Annotated in this window: 18 protein-coding genes; 4 read left to right on the forward strand and 14 right to left on the reverse strand. The window is 44.8% G+C overall.

The window, feature by feature from the left end; all coding sequences use genetic code 11:
* Positions 1-262: 262 nt before the first annotated feature.
* The 7 genes from CFX1CAM_RS08055 to CFX1CAM_RS08085 all read right to left on the reverse strand — a co-directional run bounded on the left by CFX1CAM_RS08055 (position 263) and on the right by CFX1CAM_RS08085 (position 7248).
* The gene (locus CFX1CAM_RS08055; RefSeq protein WP_197687112.1) at positions 263-1231 is read right to left on the reverse strand and encodes an MDR/zinc-dependent alcohol dehydrogenase-like family protein; all 969 of its coding nucleotides are present in this window, start codon (positions 1229-1231) and stop codon (positions 263-265) included.
* On the reverse strand, positions 1231-2145 hold the full coding sequence (locus tag CFX1CAM_RS08060; RefSeq protein WP_087862530.1) for a carbohydrate kinase family protein: 915 nt from the start codon (positions 2143-2145) through the stop codon (positions 1231-1233). The genes CFX1CAM_RS08055 and CFX1CAM_RS08060 overlap by 1 nt, the downstream gene beginning before the upstream one ends.
* A gap of 8 nt (positions 2146-2153) precedes the next feature.
* On the reverse strand, positions 2154-3902 hold the full coding sequence (gene mutL, locus CFX1CAM_RS08065) for a DNA mismatch repair endonuclease MutL (protein WP_087862531.1): 1749 nt from the start codon (positions 3900-3902) through the stop codon (positions 2154-2156).
* An 86-nt stretch (positions 3903-3988) separates the two neighbouring features.
* The gene (locus CFX1CAM_RS08070; RefSeq protein ID WP_087862532.1) at positions 3989-4387 is read right to left on the reverse strand and encodes a YkoF family thiamine/hydroxymethylpyrimidine-binding protein; all 399 of its coding nucleotides are present in this window, start codon (positions 4385-4387) and stop codon (positions 3989-3991) included.
* A 10-nt stretch (positions 4388-4397) separates the two neighbouring features.
* Entirely contained in the window at positions 4398-5039 is a 642-nt protein-coding gene (locus CFX1CAM_RS08075; protein WP_087862533.1) for a class I SAM-dependent methyltransferase, read from the reverse strand.
* A gap of 200 nt (positions 5040-5239) precedes the next feature.
* On the reverse strand, positions 5240-6247 hold the full coding sequence (locus tag CFX1CAM_RS08080; RefSeq protein WP_087862534.1) for an AIR synthase family protein: 1008 nt from the start codon (positions 6245-6247) through the stop codon (positions 5240-5242).
* Between the two features lie 38 nt (positions 6248-6285).
* Complete coding sequence (locus tag CFX1CAM_RS08085) at positions 6286-7248, reverse strand: radical SAM protein (protein ID WP_087862535.1); 963 nt, start codon at positions 7246-7248, stop codon at positions 6286-6288.
* Between the two features lie 365 nt (positions 7249-7613).
* Here CFX1CAM_RS08085 and CFX1CAM_RS08090 point away from each other — a divergent pair, with 365 nt between their 5' ends.
* From CFX1CAM_RS08090 to CFX1CAM_RS08105, 4 genes are all read left to right on the forward strand, one after another.
* Positions 7614-7838: a hypothetical protein gene (locus tag CFX1CAM_RS08090; RefSeq protein ID WP_087862536.1), complete on the forward strand. Its 225-nt coding sequence runs from the start codon at positions 7614-7616 to the stop codon at positions 7836-7838.
* 28 nt (positions 7839-7866) lie between these two features.
* Positions 7867-8418 (forward strand): hypothetical protein, encoded by a 552-nt coding sequence (locus CFX1CAM_RS08095; protein WP_087862537.1) that lies wholly within the window; start codon positions 7867-7869, stop codon positions 8416-8418.
* A gap of 115 nt (positions 8419-8533) precedes the next feature.
* Entirely contained in the window at positions 8534-9247 is a 714-nt protein-coding gene (locus tag CFX1CAM_RS08100) for a hypothetical protein (RefSeq protein WP_087862538.1), read from the forward strand.
* Positions 9248-9322: 75 nt separating this feature from the next.
* Complete coding sequence (locus CFX1CAM_RS08105) at positions 9323-9769, forward strand: hypothetical protein (protein ID WP_087862539.1); 447 nt, start codon at positions 9323-9325, stop codon at positions 9767-9769.
* Between the two features lie 139 nt (positions 9770-9908).
* Here CFX1CAM_RS08105 and CFX1CAM_RS08110 read toward each other — a convergent pair whose 3' ends face one another.
* The 7 genes from CFX1CAM_RS08110 to CFX1CAM_RS08135 all read right to left on the reverse strand — a co-directional run bounded on the left by CFX1CAM_RS08110 (position 9909) and on the right by CFX1CAM_RS08135 (position 17278).
* Entirely contained in the window at positions 9909-10088 is a 180-nt protein-coding gene (locus CFX1CAM_RS08110) for a hypothetical protein (RefSeq protein ID WP_087862540.1), read from the reverse strand.
* 554 nt (positions 10089-10642) lie between these two features.
* Entirely contained in the window at positions 10643-11449 is an 807-nt protein-coding gene (locus tag CFX1CAM_RS08115; protein WP_087862541.1) for a DNA adenine methylase, read from the reverse strand.
* A 24-nt stretch (positions 11450-11473) separates the two neighbouring features.
* Entirely contained in the window at positions 11474-12376 is a 903-nt protein-coding gene (locus CFX1CAM_RS08120; RefSeq protein ID WP_087862542.1) for a hypothetical protein, read from the reverse strand.
* Entirely contained in the window at positions 12373-14496 is a 2124-nt protein-coding gene (locus CFX1CAM_RS08125; protein ID WP_087862543.1) for an AAA family ATPase, read from the reverse strand. The genes CFX1CAM_RS08120 and CFX1CAM_RS08125 overlap by 4 nt, the downstream gene beginning before the upstream one ends.
* Positions 14489-14650 carry a hypothetical protein gene (locus tag CFX1CAM_RS11415; RefSeq protein WP_157891800.1) on the reverse strand — a complete coding sequence of 54 codons (162 nt, stop codon included), beginning with the start codon at positions 14648-14650 and terminating at the stop codon, positions 14489-14491. The genes CFX1CAM_RS08125 and CFX1CAM_RS11415 overlap by 8 nt, the downstream gene beginning before the upstream one ends.
* Positions 14651-14674: 24 nt before the next feature.
* Positions 14675-16219 (reverse strand): ATP-binding protein, encoded by a 1545-nt coding sequence (locus CFX1CAM_RS08130; protein ID WP_087862544.1) that lies wholly within the window; start codon positions 16217-16219, stop codon positions 14675-14677.
* 3 nt (positions 16220-16222) lie between these two features.
* Positions 16223-17278: a DNA double-strand break repair nuclease NurA gene (locus CFX1CAM_RS08135; protein WP_157891801.1), complete on the reverse strand. Its 1056-nt coding sequence runs from the start codon at positions 17276-17278 to the stop codon at positions 16223-16225.
* Positions 17279-17448 lie beyond the last annotated feature (170 nt).

The following is a 17448-nucleotide window of genomic DNA, read 5'->3' on the forward strand; positions in this document are numbered from 1 at the left end:
ACTCAAAAAGTGCCAATTTAGGCAGATTCCTCGGAAACTTGAAGAATCAACGTCGAGCCGTTCTTAAAGATTCTTCGTCCATTTCGTCCTGAGAAGATAATCAAGATTGGAAATTGGAAATTAGCTGAAGCTTGAGTTCCAGAATTTGTGAAAGATTTGTTAATTTGTCTTTCTTAAGAACAAAAAATTTAAGCAACGCAGGCTCTCAATTTTTTGAGAGCCTCAGCTTAATTTCGGGGTGCTCTATGGCAGCCTTTCCCCCTCACTCCCCGGCCACCAGTACCTTCAGCACCCCGCGCTTTGCGGCCCTTTCAAACGCTTCCACGCCTTGTGCCAGCGTAAAGTGCTCACTCACCAATGATTGCGTATCGATCAATCCTGCCGCCAGCAGACGCAGCGCCGGCGCAAACGGCCCACAGCGGCTGCCCACCAGCCTGATTTCATCCACCACCAATGCTGAAAGGTTAAGGCTCACGTCTCCGGCAAAGGTGCTTTTCAGCACCAGCGTGCCCGCCGGGCGCAGCGCTTCACGCGCCAACGCAAACCCCGCCGGTGAACCCGTCGCCTCCACCACCAGGTCCGCCGCGCCTTTTGCCAGTGTGCGTTCATCCACCGCGGGGATACCCCAGCGCGACAGCAGTTGGGTCTGCGCCTCGCGCCGCACGACCACCGCCAGGTCACAGCCGATCAGCTTGAGCACCTGCGCAATCAGCAGTCCCAGCCTGCCGGCACCAACAACCAGAACTTTCATCTCCGGCTGAATGTGCACCTGCTGCAAGATCTCCAGCGCCGCAGCCAGCGGCTCGGTGAAGACCGCCGCCTCATCGGTGATCTCACCAGGGACGGGGTGCAGGTTCGCCAGCGGCAGGGTGAAGTATTCTGCCAGCACGCCGTCCACCCCCTGAATACCCAGCGCACGGCGGTTGGTGCAGTGGGTTTTGCGCCCTGCCCGGCAGGCTTCACACTGACCGCAGATCAGGTTGATCTCGCCCACCACCCGCTGACCGATCCAACCTTCAAACCCCGGAGCTTCAACGACGTCCCCCACAAATTCATGTCCGGGCACGCCGGTGAAGGGGTAATAGCCGCGGGTCATCTCTAAATCTGTAGCGCAGATCCCCGCCAGCCGGGTTCTGATTAAGGCTTCACCTGCCCGGGGTTTTGGGATGGGAAGGTCCGTCCGGTAAGTGATTCTCAGGTCTTCCAGCCACAAACCTTTCATCGTCTGCATCATGCCGCTCCTTTGCCCTTTGCGATCCAACTGTCCAGTTCAGTCCCGCTCAAAAACCCTTCCGCTGCACCCTTTTCCCCAATTTTGTATGAAGCAAACACCTGCGCTGCCTCCAGCGCCCCGTAGGGGTCGCCAGTACGCAGGTAGCGGTCGATAAAGGCTGCGAACAGCGCGTCCCCTGCACCGATGGTGTTGACGACTGCACGGGTGTGCACAGCCGGGTAGCGCCCGATGAAACCATTTTTCCGCACTCCCAGCAGGGCACCCTTATTTCCCAGCCCGATCACGATGATCTCCGCCGGGTAGCGCTGCAGGAGCTCCTTGATCACGACCTCAGGCGTCCCCGGCAGGCGTTCATCGCTTAAAAATAGAATCGTTGCCGCAGCTAAAAACTCCTGGTTGTAGGCGTCCTCCAGGTCTGCCAGCGCGTGCACATCCGTGGCAATTGGCTTGCCTGTTGCTCGGACTGCTTGAAGCAGAGGGCGGACAAAGTTGATATTGCAGATCACCGCCAGGTCGCAGGCGCCCAGCGCAGCCTCAGCCAGACCCAGCGGATATTCTCGCTCCTGGATGTCCTTCAGGTCCACGTGGATCTGTCGGCGCCCGTCAGGGTCATATAAGATCACCGATTGGGCGGTCTTCTCCAGCGTGCACAACACCAGAGCGTCGTCAACCCCGGCGCGCGCCACTGTACGCCGCGCCATGGCCCCGTTTTCATCGGTTCCAACCAGCGAGGCGAAATCCACACGGTTCCCCAGCGCGGTCAACGCGCGGGCGATATTCCAGCCCACGCCCGACACCGCACTGTGCAATCCATTGAAGGGATAACGCACCGGAAAATATTCCAGCGGGAAGCCGTCGATCGCCACTGTCGTTTCGATATTGATCAACCCAGCAACAAAAATCTGCGACATCTTCGCCCCTACCTCGCTCCTCGACGCCCGAACTGTCGCTCCAGCAAGTCCGCCGAGAGGTGGATCATCGTGGGGCGTCCGTGGGGACAGGTGCGCGGCGATTGACAACGCTCCAGCGCGCGCAGCAGCGCCACCTGTTCATCATGTGAGAGAATCTGACCGCCTTTGACTGCCATACGTTTGCACACCCGGGCGGTGATCATCGCCTCTCTGGCAGCAGCCAGCGGAGTTTCGTCCTCCTCGAATTCCTCCACCACGGCGTTCAGTGCGGCTTCAGGGTCGCCGCCAGCCAGCAGCGCGGGGATCGCCCGCACCGAGTAAGTATTGGGGCCAAAGGGTTCCACCTCAAAGCCCAATCCAGCAAGAATGGGCAGTTGATCCTCCAGCAAACGTGCCTTTTCCGGCGTCAACAGCACACTCACCGGCGTCAGCAGCGCCTGGGAAGGGACACTGGCATCGGCTTGCTGCGCCATCAACTCCTCAAATAGCACCCGCTCGTGCGCAGCGTGCTGATCGATCAAATACAACCCGTCGGGTCCTTCAGCCACCAGGTAAGTCGCGGCCACCTGGCCCACCAGGCGCAAGAGCGGTAAACGCTCGGGGGCATCCTCCGTTCCTGTTAGCAGGCTGATGCGCGGTTGGACAGATTGAACGGGCCCCTCCCAGGTTTTAGGGATCTCCGCTGCCATTTTCCACGCCGGGTCGATCTGGCTGCGGTCCTCTTCGCGCCCGGCGCCCCACCAGGGTCGCATTTCAAGTTCGGTAACCGGTGAATAAGCCATCAGCGCCCGCCGCACTGCCCGCTGGGCCCGCGAAAACACCAGGTCGCCCTCTCTGAAGCGCACTTCAGCCTTGGTCGGGTGCACGTTCACATCCACCGTCTCTGGTGGCAATTCTAAAAACAAGACCACGATCGGGAAGCGTCCAACCATCAACAGGGTGTGATAAGCACGGATAATCGCAGCGCTGACGGCTGTATCTCGCACCCAACGTCCATTGACGAAGACGGTGATTTCCCGTCGGTTTGAACGGGTCAGCGAAATCGGGCTGATAAACCCGTGGATGTGGTAACCGGCTTCCAAGAATTCCAGAGCCAGCATTTGTTTGGCAATCTCCACACCATAAAGGTTTGCCAAAACTTCCCGCCGGTCAGCGTTGCCGCTGGTTTTTAGCGTGGTCTTGCCTTCCATCGCCAGGTGCCAGCGCACGTGCGGATAAGCCAGGGCATAGCGCGTCACCAGTGCTTCGATATTGCGGCGCTCGGTGGTATCTGATTTCAGGAACTTCAGCCGGGCTGGCAGGTTATAAAACAGGTCCTGCACGGTGATGCTGGTGCCCGGCGGCATGCCCAGCTCGACCAATTCGCCCAGTGCGCCACCCTCCACGCGCAGTTTGGCGCCAACCTCAGCATCAGGCGGGCGCGTTTCAACCGTCATGCGGGAAACGGAGCCGATAGAAGCCAGCGCTTCACCTCGGAAGCCCAGTGTCGCGATGTGAAATAAATCCTCCGCTCGGGAGAGCTTGCTGGTTGCATGCCGCGAGACAGCCAATCCGAGTTCCGCCCGAGGGATGCCCCCGCCATCATCGGTCACACAGATCAAACGTTTTCCAGCGCCCAGCACTTCAATGGTGATTTGCTGGCTTCCAGCATCGAGCGCGTTTTCTGCCAGCTCTTTGACCACCGACGCCGGGCGCTCGATCACCTCGCCCGCGGCGATTTGAGAGGCAATATGTTCCGGTAAAATTCGTATGGCCATGCTCTGAATTATAACCGATGGCAATTGTGAATGGATTGTTCGTGAACCGCGTTTTCAGATAAAAAATATCGGCGGTCAAATAATCTCTAACATGCATTCGAAATCGTGACCACCATAACCACTTCAGCCTGGCTCGCTGCATTTGAAAAGGCTCCCTGCAATCCGCCCCAAACTGCCCGCTGTGTCCCTGATATAACGGTGCTCATTGAACCGGGTTGCGTTTTCAGGTTGAAGTCTTCAAGAGCGTCTAGCGCAAGATTTATTGTTTGGGAAAGCGAGCTTTGTCTCAAAGGATAAAGGCTGAATTGAGCCGTTATAAAACGCTTTTCAATCAAATCCTCGCCCGTAAGCAAGGGCAGTAATTCGTTCAATCCTTCAATAATAACATGCGGTTCTTCCTGAATTTCGCATGATCGTTTGATGGCTTCAATTTTTTCCTTTATCGCCTGGGCTTCAAGTGCCGTTAGCACAATTCCTTCTAACATAATCACCTCTTTAACGAATATCCATCACAGCCAAAACAAGAAAACCTCCCCAAGGCAGTTTAGAAGATTTAATAAATAATGGCCACAGTGTCGTTTTGCTTTGCATCATAAACGGTGTACCCAATATTTCTTCCAGCATCTGCTTTAACTCTCCCAAGGTAAACAGCCTGGCGTGCCCCCAAATCGGACCGCCTTTTTTCCGGTATTTCAACCCCAGTAAGCTCTGCCGATTGATTGCCCCCACAAGCATCCCCTGCCGGGCAACGCGCAAGCCTTCACGCAAAGCTGCTTTCACGTCAGGAAAAAATTCAAGCGAAGTCACATAACTCACCAGGTCAAAGGAATGATCTGGAAAAGGCAGCGCAACGGCATCTCCCAAACAGCAAGGCAGATTCTCATATCTTTTACTGTGTTTGATCATCATGAAAGATCGATCCAGCCCATAAGCTTGATAACCCATTTTCTGATACCAATTTGTAAAATAGCCCGTTCCACAACCAATATCCAGGATTGTAGTTGTGCCTGGAAATTTTTCCAAAAACGAGCCTAAAAGCTGCTTTTCCAGGTGAGCCGCTTGTTTACCGCTGGTATGATACCAATGTTCATACTTGCCAGCAATTTCCGGATCATCAAAGGGATTGTACACCGTCATTTATTTCACTCTGATTTTGGAAGGCGAACAAAAGTATGTGGATTCAAGTGATCATCGGGGGGAGAGCCACCATTGTTCACGTCCAAACAAATTGGCTTAACAATATTTCGGAGGATGCTTAATCCTCAAGCACTTCTAATGATTGATGACCTTGGCATCTGGAGCGTTCAAGCTGATTTTACACATTTTCTTTCACCACATCAATCCGGTGAATATTCTTGCCACATGCGAGCCAACTCATCTTCCTCAGGGCGAATGTCAACATAATGGATCACCTGATTTTCTTTGATGAGTTGAACACCCTTGCCAGGGACAGCCTTTCCGATGACTGCATAAGGGATTTGTTTTTCATCTAATTGCTGCTGCGCTTCCTCAATGTGCTCTGCCGAGATCGTTAACGCCAGCGTACCAGAGGAAATCATCTTTAGCGGGTCAAAATTAAAGGCACTGGCAAATCTATCAACAATCTCAGGAATCGGGACGCTTTCATAATCCACCTGCAGCCCAACGCCGGAAAGTTCCGCGATCTCCAACAAGGTTTCCAGCAGCCCGCCACGGGTCACGTCATGCATGGATGTGGCACCATGCTGTGCCAGTAAAAGTGCCTCCGGAATAACGCTGACATTGTTCATCAGCGCCCTGGCACGGTCGATGTCGCTTTCAGTCAACCCCAAGCTGCGCGCTGTATTGCCAAAATCACTTGCCAGGATGCCGGTCCCTTCCAAACCAATCCCCTTGGTGACCAGAATCAAGTCACCCACCTGAGCGCCGCGGGTCAGGATTGGCTTTCGTCCGCCCAAGGTCCCCAGTGCGGTGACCGCCACCAGCGGTCGATCCAGATTAGCGGAGTAGCCGGTGTGACCGCCGATGACGGTTACGTTGATTTCTTTAGCTGCCCTGGCAATTTCCGTCATGATGTTTTTCACCAGCGTTTCATCTTCTTTGTCGGGTACCAACACCAAGGGCAATATCCAGCGCGGCGGCGCACCACAGGTGGCGATATCATTACAAGCCACATGCACAGCCAGCCAGCCAATGCCCTGCACGGCACCCACAATCGGATCAACATGCGAAGCGAGAATATCGCCGCCAACACGCGTCAGGGCAACATCCTCTCCAAATTCTGCACCTAAAACCACGTCGGGATCGTCCGACTTCAACAACGGGAAAACACAACGGTTCAAGACATCTAAAGAAAACTTTGACATTTCACTCCAATAACCATCAGATCATGATTTGATTTATTTCAATCCCGGTCAAGGTCAGGGAAATAGGTCCCTGCAGCCCGCCAAAAGCGAGTTCCATGGCGTTCAACGATTTGAGCCCTGCCGCTGTGCTCCAATTGTTCAAGCGTCCAGCGAATTTCATCAGCCGACCAGGGGCTCAACGCCTCTTTCAGCTCAGATTCTCGCATCGGATGGCGGGTGATGATGCTCACAATCGCATCCACCAGATTCTCCGCACCGCTGAAGTCGAATGCACCTGTTGCCGGGTGAACAATTTCAGCGACATTGCCCAGGATTGCGCGGGCACGCAACAAACCATCTTCGTCGGGCGCTTCAACCCAGGTTTCAACCGGCGGACGGGTCGGCGTGACAATGTGAACTTCATCCGGGTTGATTTGCGTCAGCACTGCGGCAATATCCTTGAGCGCTTCTTCGGAGTCGTTCAAACCCTTCACCAGCATCACTTCCACCCACAGGCGCCCGGCATATTCCTGTCGAAACCGAATCAGTCCATCGACCAAGCGCTCAAAAGAAAGTTCCGGGAGCGCTCGATTAATGCGGCGGTAAAGGTGAGCACTGCCCGCGTCCAGCGAAGGTAAGACTGCATCCGCAGGGAGCAACGCTTCACGCACCTCGGGCAGATATAGCAAACTCCCATTGGTGATCACTGCTACAGGCAGGTCTGTCATCGACTTGACTCCGCGGATCAACTTTCCAACCCCCGCGTGCAAGCAGGTTTCACCAGACCCAACAAATGTGATCCAGTCGATCTCTCCTGCCGCGTGCGCATTTAAGGCTTCCCGTACCTGAGAAAGGATGTCATCCGGGTCAAAATATTCCTTGCGGACGTTCGTCACCGGCTGGCTGCGACCCAACTGGCAGTAAACACAATTCCAGTTGCAAGTTTTCAGCGGAACCGGGTCAATCCCCAGGGATTGACCCAGTCGCCGAGTGGGCACCGGCCCAAAAACACGTTTGTCCATAAAAGCTCAATTCTATGCTGTTTCATGCGTCATGGCGCATGGCCTGCGCGTTCGCGTAAATCAGTTGAACCAGATAATTCACCACTTACTGAGCAGCCTTCACCCAGCAAGCTGGTTTTTCGAAGTAAGTATACTCCATGTGATTGCATCGAAAGCTTCATCCGGCTACGAATAATCGAAGCACCGCAGATGCAAGGTCAAACCACCGGGCTTGCCCTGAGCATCACCTCACCCGTGTCTCAATCACCCGTTCTCGCTCCCTGCCGGGAACCATCGACCGCGACCCAGCTTGCAGGATAAGGGCAATCGCATTAGAATAAGGGCGGTAAGATTCACAATAACCCCAATCAAATAAGGAGCTTTAAATGCTGTATACATTGAAATCAAAAGCAGGCGAGCTGTTAAAAGACAAAATCGCCGTGGAAATTTTGGAAAAATACGTTCCCGGCATCACCAAGAACCCTCTGGTTACTTTAGCCAAACAAATGCCGCTGGAAAAAATCCTGACACTGCCCCAAGCCAAGCAGGCAGGTATCACTGAAGAAATGCTCACCAAGCTGCTCGACGAGATCAACGCCCGCAAGAAATAAATAACAAAGCGCTCCTGCGGAGCCTGAAATGAAGGCCTTGCCGCTTTCTCTCGGAAAGATGGTCAGTTTTGTGCTGGCTCTTGTGTCCCTGCTCTCCCTGGGAGCATGCCGCGCGGCAGAAACGCCTCCTGCTGGGAGCTTTGTCGACCCCGAACCCGCCGATTACGTCCGTCTGCAGCCGATTGTGTGGGAGTATTTTTACAACCTCAAAGCTGCAGTGATCGCCGGCGATATACAAGCCTTTCACTCCCGCTACCCGGCGCTGGCCAGCGGCGAAGACCCCGAGCGCGGCATCAACGCTGAGGCACAGCGCGTAAAAAGCTACCTGGGCTTTGCATTGATCGATGGCGACGTCTTCCCGGAATATTACCAGCGCTTCAAAATCAAAACGGTTGACGACGAGATCCACATCCTGACCCATGGGCTGGAACTCTACGTCTACCGTGATGCGCAGGGCGTCATCAGCAAATCAGGCGGGGAGTTCAAAATCGTGCTCAACTTGCAGCCTTCCGCAGAAGGCTGGGAAATCGTCCAGACCGACGAGGTCACCCTGTCTGAATGGCAGGATTTTCCAGATTGAGCCCACCCGCCGGGCGGCAATTGCCCATAAAAAGGCATGGGACGCAAGGTGGCGCTCATTTTACGGTTGAGAGAAGATATTCACAGAAAAGCAATCGTGCAGTATCATCGAAATAATGAAAAAAAGAAAAAACAAACATACCGATAACTCTGCCCGGATCTGGTCGCCGGGCCGCCCTGACCTTTCGTCCAGAAAGCGAGGTATCTTGTCGATTAATGCCGATCACGTACTGGCGCAAGCCAAAATTGGTTACCAGCTCACCCATGCAGGAGAGCCCATCGCCGAGGTCGTCGATAAACGCCCTCACCAGGTTGAAATCCAGGATTTGCACAACAAACGCTGGTTGATCAACCTGCATCAACTGCAAGACATTGAGCTGTCTGCCTTTATTGAGGACCTGGCTGAAGCCATCACAGCCTATCATCAAAGCACGCCCGAAACAGCCAGTGCACGCGAACCGCTTGAGGACACGTCCCTGGTGGATCAACCGGATGACGGGGAGCAGACCATCGATGATGATGCCCAGCATTCCCGGCGTCACAGCGACCAGGCTGCCGTCATCCCCACACAACCCCTGTTGGCGCGCTACTTCCAGGAAGAATTTATCCCGAAAATGCTGAACCAGATGGACTTTGACCAGGTCCGCTACGGCGACACGTGGTTGATGGACTATAAAGACGGGGTTGAAGCGCACATCCGCAGCCGTTTTAAAGATTATTTCAAGCTTTTCGACGAATTTGGCAAACCGATCTCCTGGCTGAGGGTGGCCGGGTACGCCATCCTTGCCCAGGCACGGCTGGACCATCCCGATTGGCTGATCAATGGTTGATCTCCGCCAGGCTGCGGGGAGAAAGATCGGCAGCGGCAGACACAAACACGACCCGAAAACCCATAAGGCAGCACAATGAACCCCACAAACCAGAACCCATCCAGCGAAGACCTGCCATCTCGACCTGTGCTTAATTCCAGCGAGGTCATCAACCAGGTGATTGAAAGCGGAGAGCAGTTGATGGCTTCGATTCAGGACCTGATCGAATGGACGGATTACGACGTCTCTCAAATCACCGATTACCTCAAGCGTATCGGCAAGTTTTTGGCTGCGGTCATCGAAGCGCATCCCATCACTTACACCGTGGAGGCGCTGACCCATAAACTGGAGCTTGACGAGCCGACCCTGCGCCGACTGTTGCGGGATGTGGGCGTGGAGATCGACCCTGCCGTCAGCAATCCCGACGAGACCGTCACCGAAGACGATATCATTGCGCTGCTGGCGGATCGCGCCGGCTCGCCGGTGGGCGACCGCCTGATGGACCTGCTGCGCGGTGACGGTCCCTACGTCACCTGGTGGTGAACACAAACGTTTCTTGCAATCCCAGTAAAACCCTGCACTCTGCGGACAATTAACAGAGGCGCTTCCAGCGTAAGCCTGTATGGCTTTGCCTTGATATTCGTTCCAAAATAAAACGAACCGAAACGAATAAAAGAATGACTCAGTCTCCGCCATTCCTCAGATCTTCTAAAACTGCGCTCATGGCGCGGTTAAGCGACGCAGCAATGCTGCTGGATTCTCTTCCGCCCAGCATATGGTCGGTGCGCAGCAGACTCGCCAAACGCAACATGGCTTCGCTGACCACAGCCAGGTGCTGGCCGCACACCCTTGTGCGCGGCACTACGCTGATGCGAATTGAGTCCGCTTCAGCTTAACCGCCGCGTTTTACGTCCGGGCTGGGTTGTTTGGATGGGGGTGTTTGTTAATATTGACATAAAGAAAGCTCCTTTCATTGTGCATGCACAATAGACCAGAACATATGTTCTGTTTTTGATAAGAGTATAGCATTAAGGAGGGGAGCTTTCAATCCGTCAAAAGCGGCAAAAAGAGGGGGATTTTCTGCCACAAGCGGCAGCAAAACGACGAAACCTTCACCGAAGATGATAGCATTGCACTGCTGGTTAACCTGGCTGGTTCAAGTGTGGGCGATCGGCTGATTGACCTTCAGCGTGGCGATGGGACATAGGTGTTACATGGTAAGAAGAACTAATTACATTTTTTGTCGAAACTGATATTAATTTTAAAAAAGTTAGTCCCAAATCTTTTTATATAGGTTTGTAAGTCCCCCAATTGCTGTTACTCCACATATAGAATAGTTCCAATACGTTTTTTTATTACTTTTTCGAATTTCTTGCTTGATTAAAAATGTTATCAAAAGTTTTTTATAAATAGCTGTTATTTATTTAGATAATTGCAAATAAACAATTCATTGCCCTTTTTAGCAGAAGCTTTACCAAAATTGTTCATACCATATTGTAATGACCATGGGATTATATGAGCAAAAGAAAAGAGTTCCCTGATCTCATTACAATCGTCATATGTTATCAACCATTTGTGTTCACATTCTCTCATTATTTTAGCAAATCTAAAATGGTCGAAATTCGCATGGAGATCTCCTCCTTTACCGTAAATTTTCGATTCTTTCGTTGAAAAATAAGGGGGATCCAAGAAAATAAACACATTTTCACCAGAAGTTTTAACTACAGACTCATAATCAAAATTCGTGATTTTTATGTCTTTGATTATTTCAACAATTCTCTTCAGTCTAATTATTGAAGATTCTGTAAACCGTTTTTGGAATGATTCTTCAGAATAGCCTCCAGAATCTATTGTGCCAGAAAAAGTGATTCTATTTAAAATAAAGAATCTGACTGCCCTTTCAAAATCTGATAAGTTTTCTCTATTTTCTTTGTAATAGGAAAATAAATCTTTGCCATTTGGATATAATTTTTTCTTTTCTCTTACACTTTCAACAAGGTCAGCATTTTTTTCTTTTGCATATTTCCAAAACAAATAAAGATCAATATTAAGATCATTTATCCAATATTCGTTACCTTTTATTTTCTGTTTAATGCTAATAAAAATAGAGCCACCTCCAACAAATGGCTCACGATATTCAATAAATGAAGGCAACAATGGTATTATTTTCTTTATTGCTCGAGATTTTCCGCCAGGATACCTTAGCGGACTTTTTATATCCATAATTTAACGTGAAATAATCAGAAATTAATTAATCCCTAGAAACATTATATTGATAACATTGTCAATTATTTTGTCCCACTCATAATTTATGAATTTGAAATTGTTTAAAACATACATGCTTTGAGATTGGGAAGTTTTGCATAAAAAATCTTTAATTTCTTCAGCTTCCTCAATTGTTGATAATTTATAAAATATTTTTCGCAATAAATAAGATATTTGACTCTCTGCTTCTTCAATATCGTGAAAATCAATGTTTAAATAATATTGGTTTTTATTTGTGACGGTAAATAAATTTTTAGTCTTCTTTGGCAAATCATTTAACCGTCTGATCATATATGAAACAGGATTTTCATGACCGGTTTTTTGAGCTAGCAAGTTCGAACTATTTACAATTTTTTTATCATTAAGAAAGGGGATGATTATATCAAAAACGATCTCCTCCCACTTAGCACTAACTTCAATAGAATTTAAATCTAGCAATGTGTCAAGATCAAAATTTCTCATTGCAACCATTGCCAAAATAATTACCTGTTCTTTTTCATTCAATGGTCTATTAACAATTGGAAAATCTAAAACATCTTCCTGTATGTGATTAAGGATTTTATTGAGGTCTAAAATGGAATTATTATATTCAATATGATAAATCCCTAATGCCGTTATAACATAATGCTTGTTCGTTGCAGCTATTTCTGATATTTTTATATATTTTTTTTCTAAGAGTGGGGCCAAATCAGCTTCAAATACTCCCTCGAATCTTTGAGCAGCATCAGATAGAACTTTAAATCTTTCATTGCTATTCAATTTATTAATAGTCAGTAGAACCGAATTTTGAATTAATTCTTTTTTTGTTTTTCTCAAGGAATTAATCAAACGTTCATATAAAGCTTCAAGATAATTTGTTGAATTTATGTTCTCAAGAAAATTCATACCAAGTTCTCCACTTCAACATCAGAACTTTTTTGTACAATTACCGCCATCAACAGTTTCCCCTCCTTATACAATTCTACAAGTTTCTCTTTTACTGGTTTTAATGTTTTTTCATCCATCATTGCTACTTCATCAAGTAATGCAATTATTTTTCTATTATCGTTAATAGCTAATTTTGCTAAAAGAAATGCGGCTTGACCTTGACCAGTACCCAAATCTTCAAACTTGATAATTTTTCTATCAAATGTTGTGATTATTCCGGCTTTAATATCAACATTTTCCACCTCATATTCTCTATCAACGTGTTTAAGAGTACCAATTTTTGAGGCTAATAAATTGCCTAAAAGATGTGCATAAATTTTTCCTTGCTCATCCACTATTTCCTTTTTTTCAATCACGCCATTGATATATTTTGTGAATTGTTGAGCAAACTTTCTTTCCAATAACTGAACACTTCTTAGAAACACTTCTAATTTTTGCAAATACGCCCTATATTGATGAGGTTCCCTTTCATTTAACAATATTAATTCTTCTTTCTTTTTTTTAATAACCTCTTTGTATCTACTCAATTGCTCTTTTTTTTCATTGATTTTTTTTCGGTTTTCTGAGAGAAAATCAGATAAACTCTGCTCATTCATTTGCTCATAAAGCTTTAAGTCTGCTTCAAAACTTAATGAAAAATAACGTTCTGGTGCTTTTGAAGGGTCAAACTGATTGTTTATTAGTTCTGTTCGAAATTTATTTGCTAAGTTATAAAATTTTTCTTTTATTTTTTTTGTATCATTCAATTTATTCCTCAAGTAGGGCGTATCAAAACCATTTATGATTTCTCCAACTTTAGGAAGTCTCTTGTATTTTTCGAAAGTGGAAATAGCTCTATTCAAAGCTTTTTCAAATTCTTTTAAATTAATAATAATTTCATCGTACATTTTTAGTTTATTAACAACAGAATCATATTTCTGCAAATCTTCAATAATTCTTTGTCTAAAAACTTCTATTGTTTGATTACTCCCCGGTAAAGTAACATCATTGTATTTTATGTTTGCAATTGTCGATAGCAATAATCTGTATACCTCAATTGTATCCAGATCTTTACTATGCACTTGTTTTTCATATTCATAACCAGTTGAAAAATTTTCTATAAAATATTTGGTTTCTTCTCTCAAAGTCGAATATACTTCCGATTGAGTAATTTCTTTATCTATATTCGCACCTTTCCACAAATTCAAGTGCTCTTTTTCTTTATTTTTAATCAATCTTGTTAAAAGTATTTCGCAATCATGGAATAATTCTGTGACATTCAGCGTTTCATTTTGAAGTTGTTTTTCAATCTTTGACTGATCTCTGGCGCTTTTCCTTCCCTCTTTTTCAGCATTATTCAATTCATTTTCTAGTTCTCTTATTTTTGTCAAATATTCTCTTACTTTTCTGTCATATTCAATATAAAATCTTGTTAGATAATATTCGAGTACTTTTCTTTGATGTTTCTCAAGTACTTTAAGAGAATACTCGATTTCTTGTTGTTGATTCAAATATTGATTTATTTCCTTTTGCAACTCTTCTATTCTATCCAGATCTTTTGAGTTTTGAATGTCAACAATTAACCCATTTAATTTGTTCTTGAATGAAAATATTTTGTCCCTTATTTCGACTTGAGCATTTTTTATATCCTGGAGTATCTGGGGAAGTCTATCCAACGGATTGTAAGGAATATCATAAATGATTCGAAATTCCCTATAGAAGTTTTCTGAACTGAGGGTTCGAACCTTTCCATCTTTCATTATTTCTACAGAAATATCTGTTGTTTCTGGGTTGAGTTTTCTCGAACTCAAAACACACCCAATTATTGGATTGTCAATATTAATTTCAAAAGCGATTCTCTGGTGTTCAATATCAAGAAGACTGGAAATTTTTTTTCGTAAAATCTCGTCTAATTCATCTTCGGATAATTTTTGTCCAAAAAATCCAGTAGCAATAAGATTCAGTAAAGTGCTTTTTCCAGATGAATTGGGGCCTTTAATATAAACAACATTTGCAAATTCGGTTGGTAACAATTCCGGGCGATAAATTACTCTTTCATCTCCCTCATCTCGGTCAATCTGATAATTTATTTTAATCATTTTCACTCTTCTCTAAATCAAAGAGGTATTCTTGAATTATTTTTTCAAAATCGACACCACCCATTAACTTTTCTAAAAGCATTTTCTCTATTTCGTTATCTAATAATTTAGAAAATAATTCAAATAAATCTTTATCATATTCAATTTTTGTCATACAAATCGCCTTTACTTTATTGATTTATACACCTGCAAGTGATAGTGGAAATTTGATAATTTTTAATTGTGGGATATTGTGGATATTAACTAATGCATAACCTGGTTTTAATGATTGAACTTCGTCACTACTGATTTTAAAATGAGCCCCACTGATCCCATCTGAACGAAAATATATTTTAGAATTTACCACATTAGAAATACCTTTTGGCAGATCGCCAGGGTTTTGTGATGAAAAAATCACTCCAATTTCTTGGCTTCGTCCCGTGCGGCATATTGTGTCTAAAACACCTAATGCCTCCCTTGAGCTCTCAGTGTTATAAAACTGATGCACTTCATCAATGATTATTAGAATAGGTATATCACTTCGCTTTTCACTTTTTGCTTGTACTATTCTTTTTAATAAATGCCGTAACAAAATTGAACCAAATTGAATCCCTTTTTCACCAGCAACATTAATTATTGACATTTTCCCTGTAGATAAGATGTCGTCAAAATCTAATGAGTTTGCATCTTGATTGTCGAAAAATTCTAAGGAGGAATTTAAATTTCTTCGTATACTATTATAAGTTCCTTTATGCAGCATTACCCCGGATTTGTCTCCTCGTGAATTCAATGTTTCAAAATAGGGGTTATCTTGAGCTTCTGTAAAGTAAGTAACAAACTCACTAAAAGTTTCGCCTTTTTTTTCATCTCGCCAATATCGAAATATGTCGGGAAGGTTTTGTGCTCCAATTTCTGTAATATTTTGCAATATTCCAGTTAATGCTTCTGGTTCAATTTCTTTAACATTTAATGTGATTCTTTGAGTGATTTCATAAGAAATATTTTTAAATGCATGTATTTGAGTGTTGGCGGGATAATAAATTACACAGTTATCAATCCCATGTGGTTGTTCATCTAAATCCTCCCACTCCTTCTTAATGCTTTCATTGTTTGTGTTTGTGGGCCTATCCATCATAAGAAAATCAGTATCTTTAACATTTATCGCTAAAACAGCGCCTTTCATTTTTTCGACAAAGTACTGTGCGAGATACTTCATTGCAACAGTCTTTCCACTACCAGTTTTACCTGTTATTTGCATTTGGTGGAAAAACATGTCAACCGGTAATTTTGTAGAAATTAGACGCTTTTCTTCATCAACTAGCAGTTGGTTTTCACCTCCATGGATAGTTGCAACAAACACTTTTGGGCCTTCTTCATGCCCCCCCAACGCAAAATTTACTTCTTCCTGAGTTGATCTCCTTGCAACCATTCGAGGTCTTATGAAATCTATTTTTCCATCCGTTCTTTTGCTAATGTTTTTCACTCGGTAGGCTGTTAATATATTTCTGCATGTTTCATCCGCATATAAGCCAGACAATCCCATTTCGATAATTAATGGTGAAGGGGTAAAAGGTTCGAATTGCGAGCTCTCATCAACTCTAAGGAGGAACTTTGATTGTGCTTCATTATCTTCAATTGTTAAATATGAGCCTTTGGGTAAAATACCTGGTATTTCTTCCGTACTCCTTGCTTTCGACACTAATTTAACTTTCCCGTTTTCTTCACCCAATACTATCCAAGCCATTAGTTAACCTCCAAACCTTGTTTGGTCCAATGTTTGAATTAAACTTGAACTTTTTAACAAAATCTCAATATCGAATGTTCTCATAACTTCCCTTGCATATTTTTCTGCAATAGCAATTGGTCTCATTTGTGGGTTCTTTTTATCCCCATGCAATAACAATAAATAATATATCAGATCAAATAAATCAGGAATAAATTCTTTATAAAAAACAAATGTCGATTGGTGGAATTCAATCCTTTGAGGTGTTATGTAATTAAATGGTTTTATATAACAAAATATTTTTGAAAATCTATTGTTATATTTATCTGAATACATAAAAAGGCTTGTTCTTTGCCCCTCTTTTAATGTTTTGTACGCCCAATGCAAATCAGAATTATATTCATAGGATAATTCTTTCATATTGTCAACAATGAGATTACTATCGCTGTTTTTAACAACAAAAACTGGGAAAATATTTTTTTTATGCAATTTTTCAACAAGTTCAATATTATAATGAGAAATGTTTCCACCAATTAATGGTCCGTCAATAAACAATATAGCATTCTCTAGTGAGAAATTTTCAATCAATTGGTTTCGATCAGTTACATAATCCAAATTGGATTCGCTTGATATATCCTCAGTGAATTTTATAAATTTCGATGTATCAGTAATTTTTTTTGATCGTGAGTAAAAATAAAAAGTTATAGTACAAATAGGAACAATTTCTTCATCTAGGAAATAATCCATTGCATGTGTTGTTACATGGGCTTCACCCTCAAGGGTTAAAAAGCGTAGTTTCGATTCATCATAACCCCCAAAGTTGATTTGTTTTGCGAGAGAACACCCCTTCTCAGCATTTAATGTGTGTGCAATGTCTTCATCAACCCTCTTTAAAAAAAGATTTCCTCCCTTTGTAATAAATGGGATATTTATTTCAACAACGCTAGGATTTTGAATGACTCTAGGGTTTATCTTCCTTACTTCATTTAATCTGTCATGAAATCCATCTTGTAGTAGTACTTTATTTAAATTTTCAACTTTTGTCGAATCAAATTTGACATCAAGCATGTATCTATTCATTATAACAACCATAAAATATATTATTTTTAAAATTACATAAGCCTATTTGATAAATCGTCTTGAAAAAATTATAGCATAAATAAGTAGTCTGATTTGAATATTGGACATCTTTCTTATTTTTTAACAAATACTTCCTGTTTTACATGCTTTTCAGATATCCACATTTTCAA

Origin of the sequence: Brevefilum fermentans, assembly GCF_900184705.1 — a bacterium.
Lineage (GTDB): Bacteria > Chloroflexota > Anaerolineae > Anaerolineales > Anaerolineaceae > Brevifilum > Brevifilum fermentans.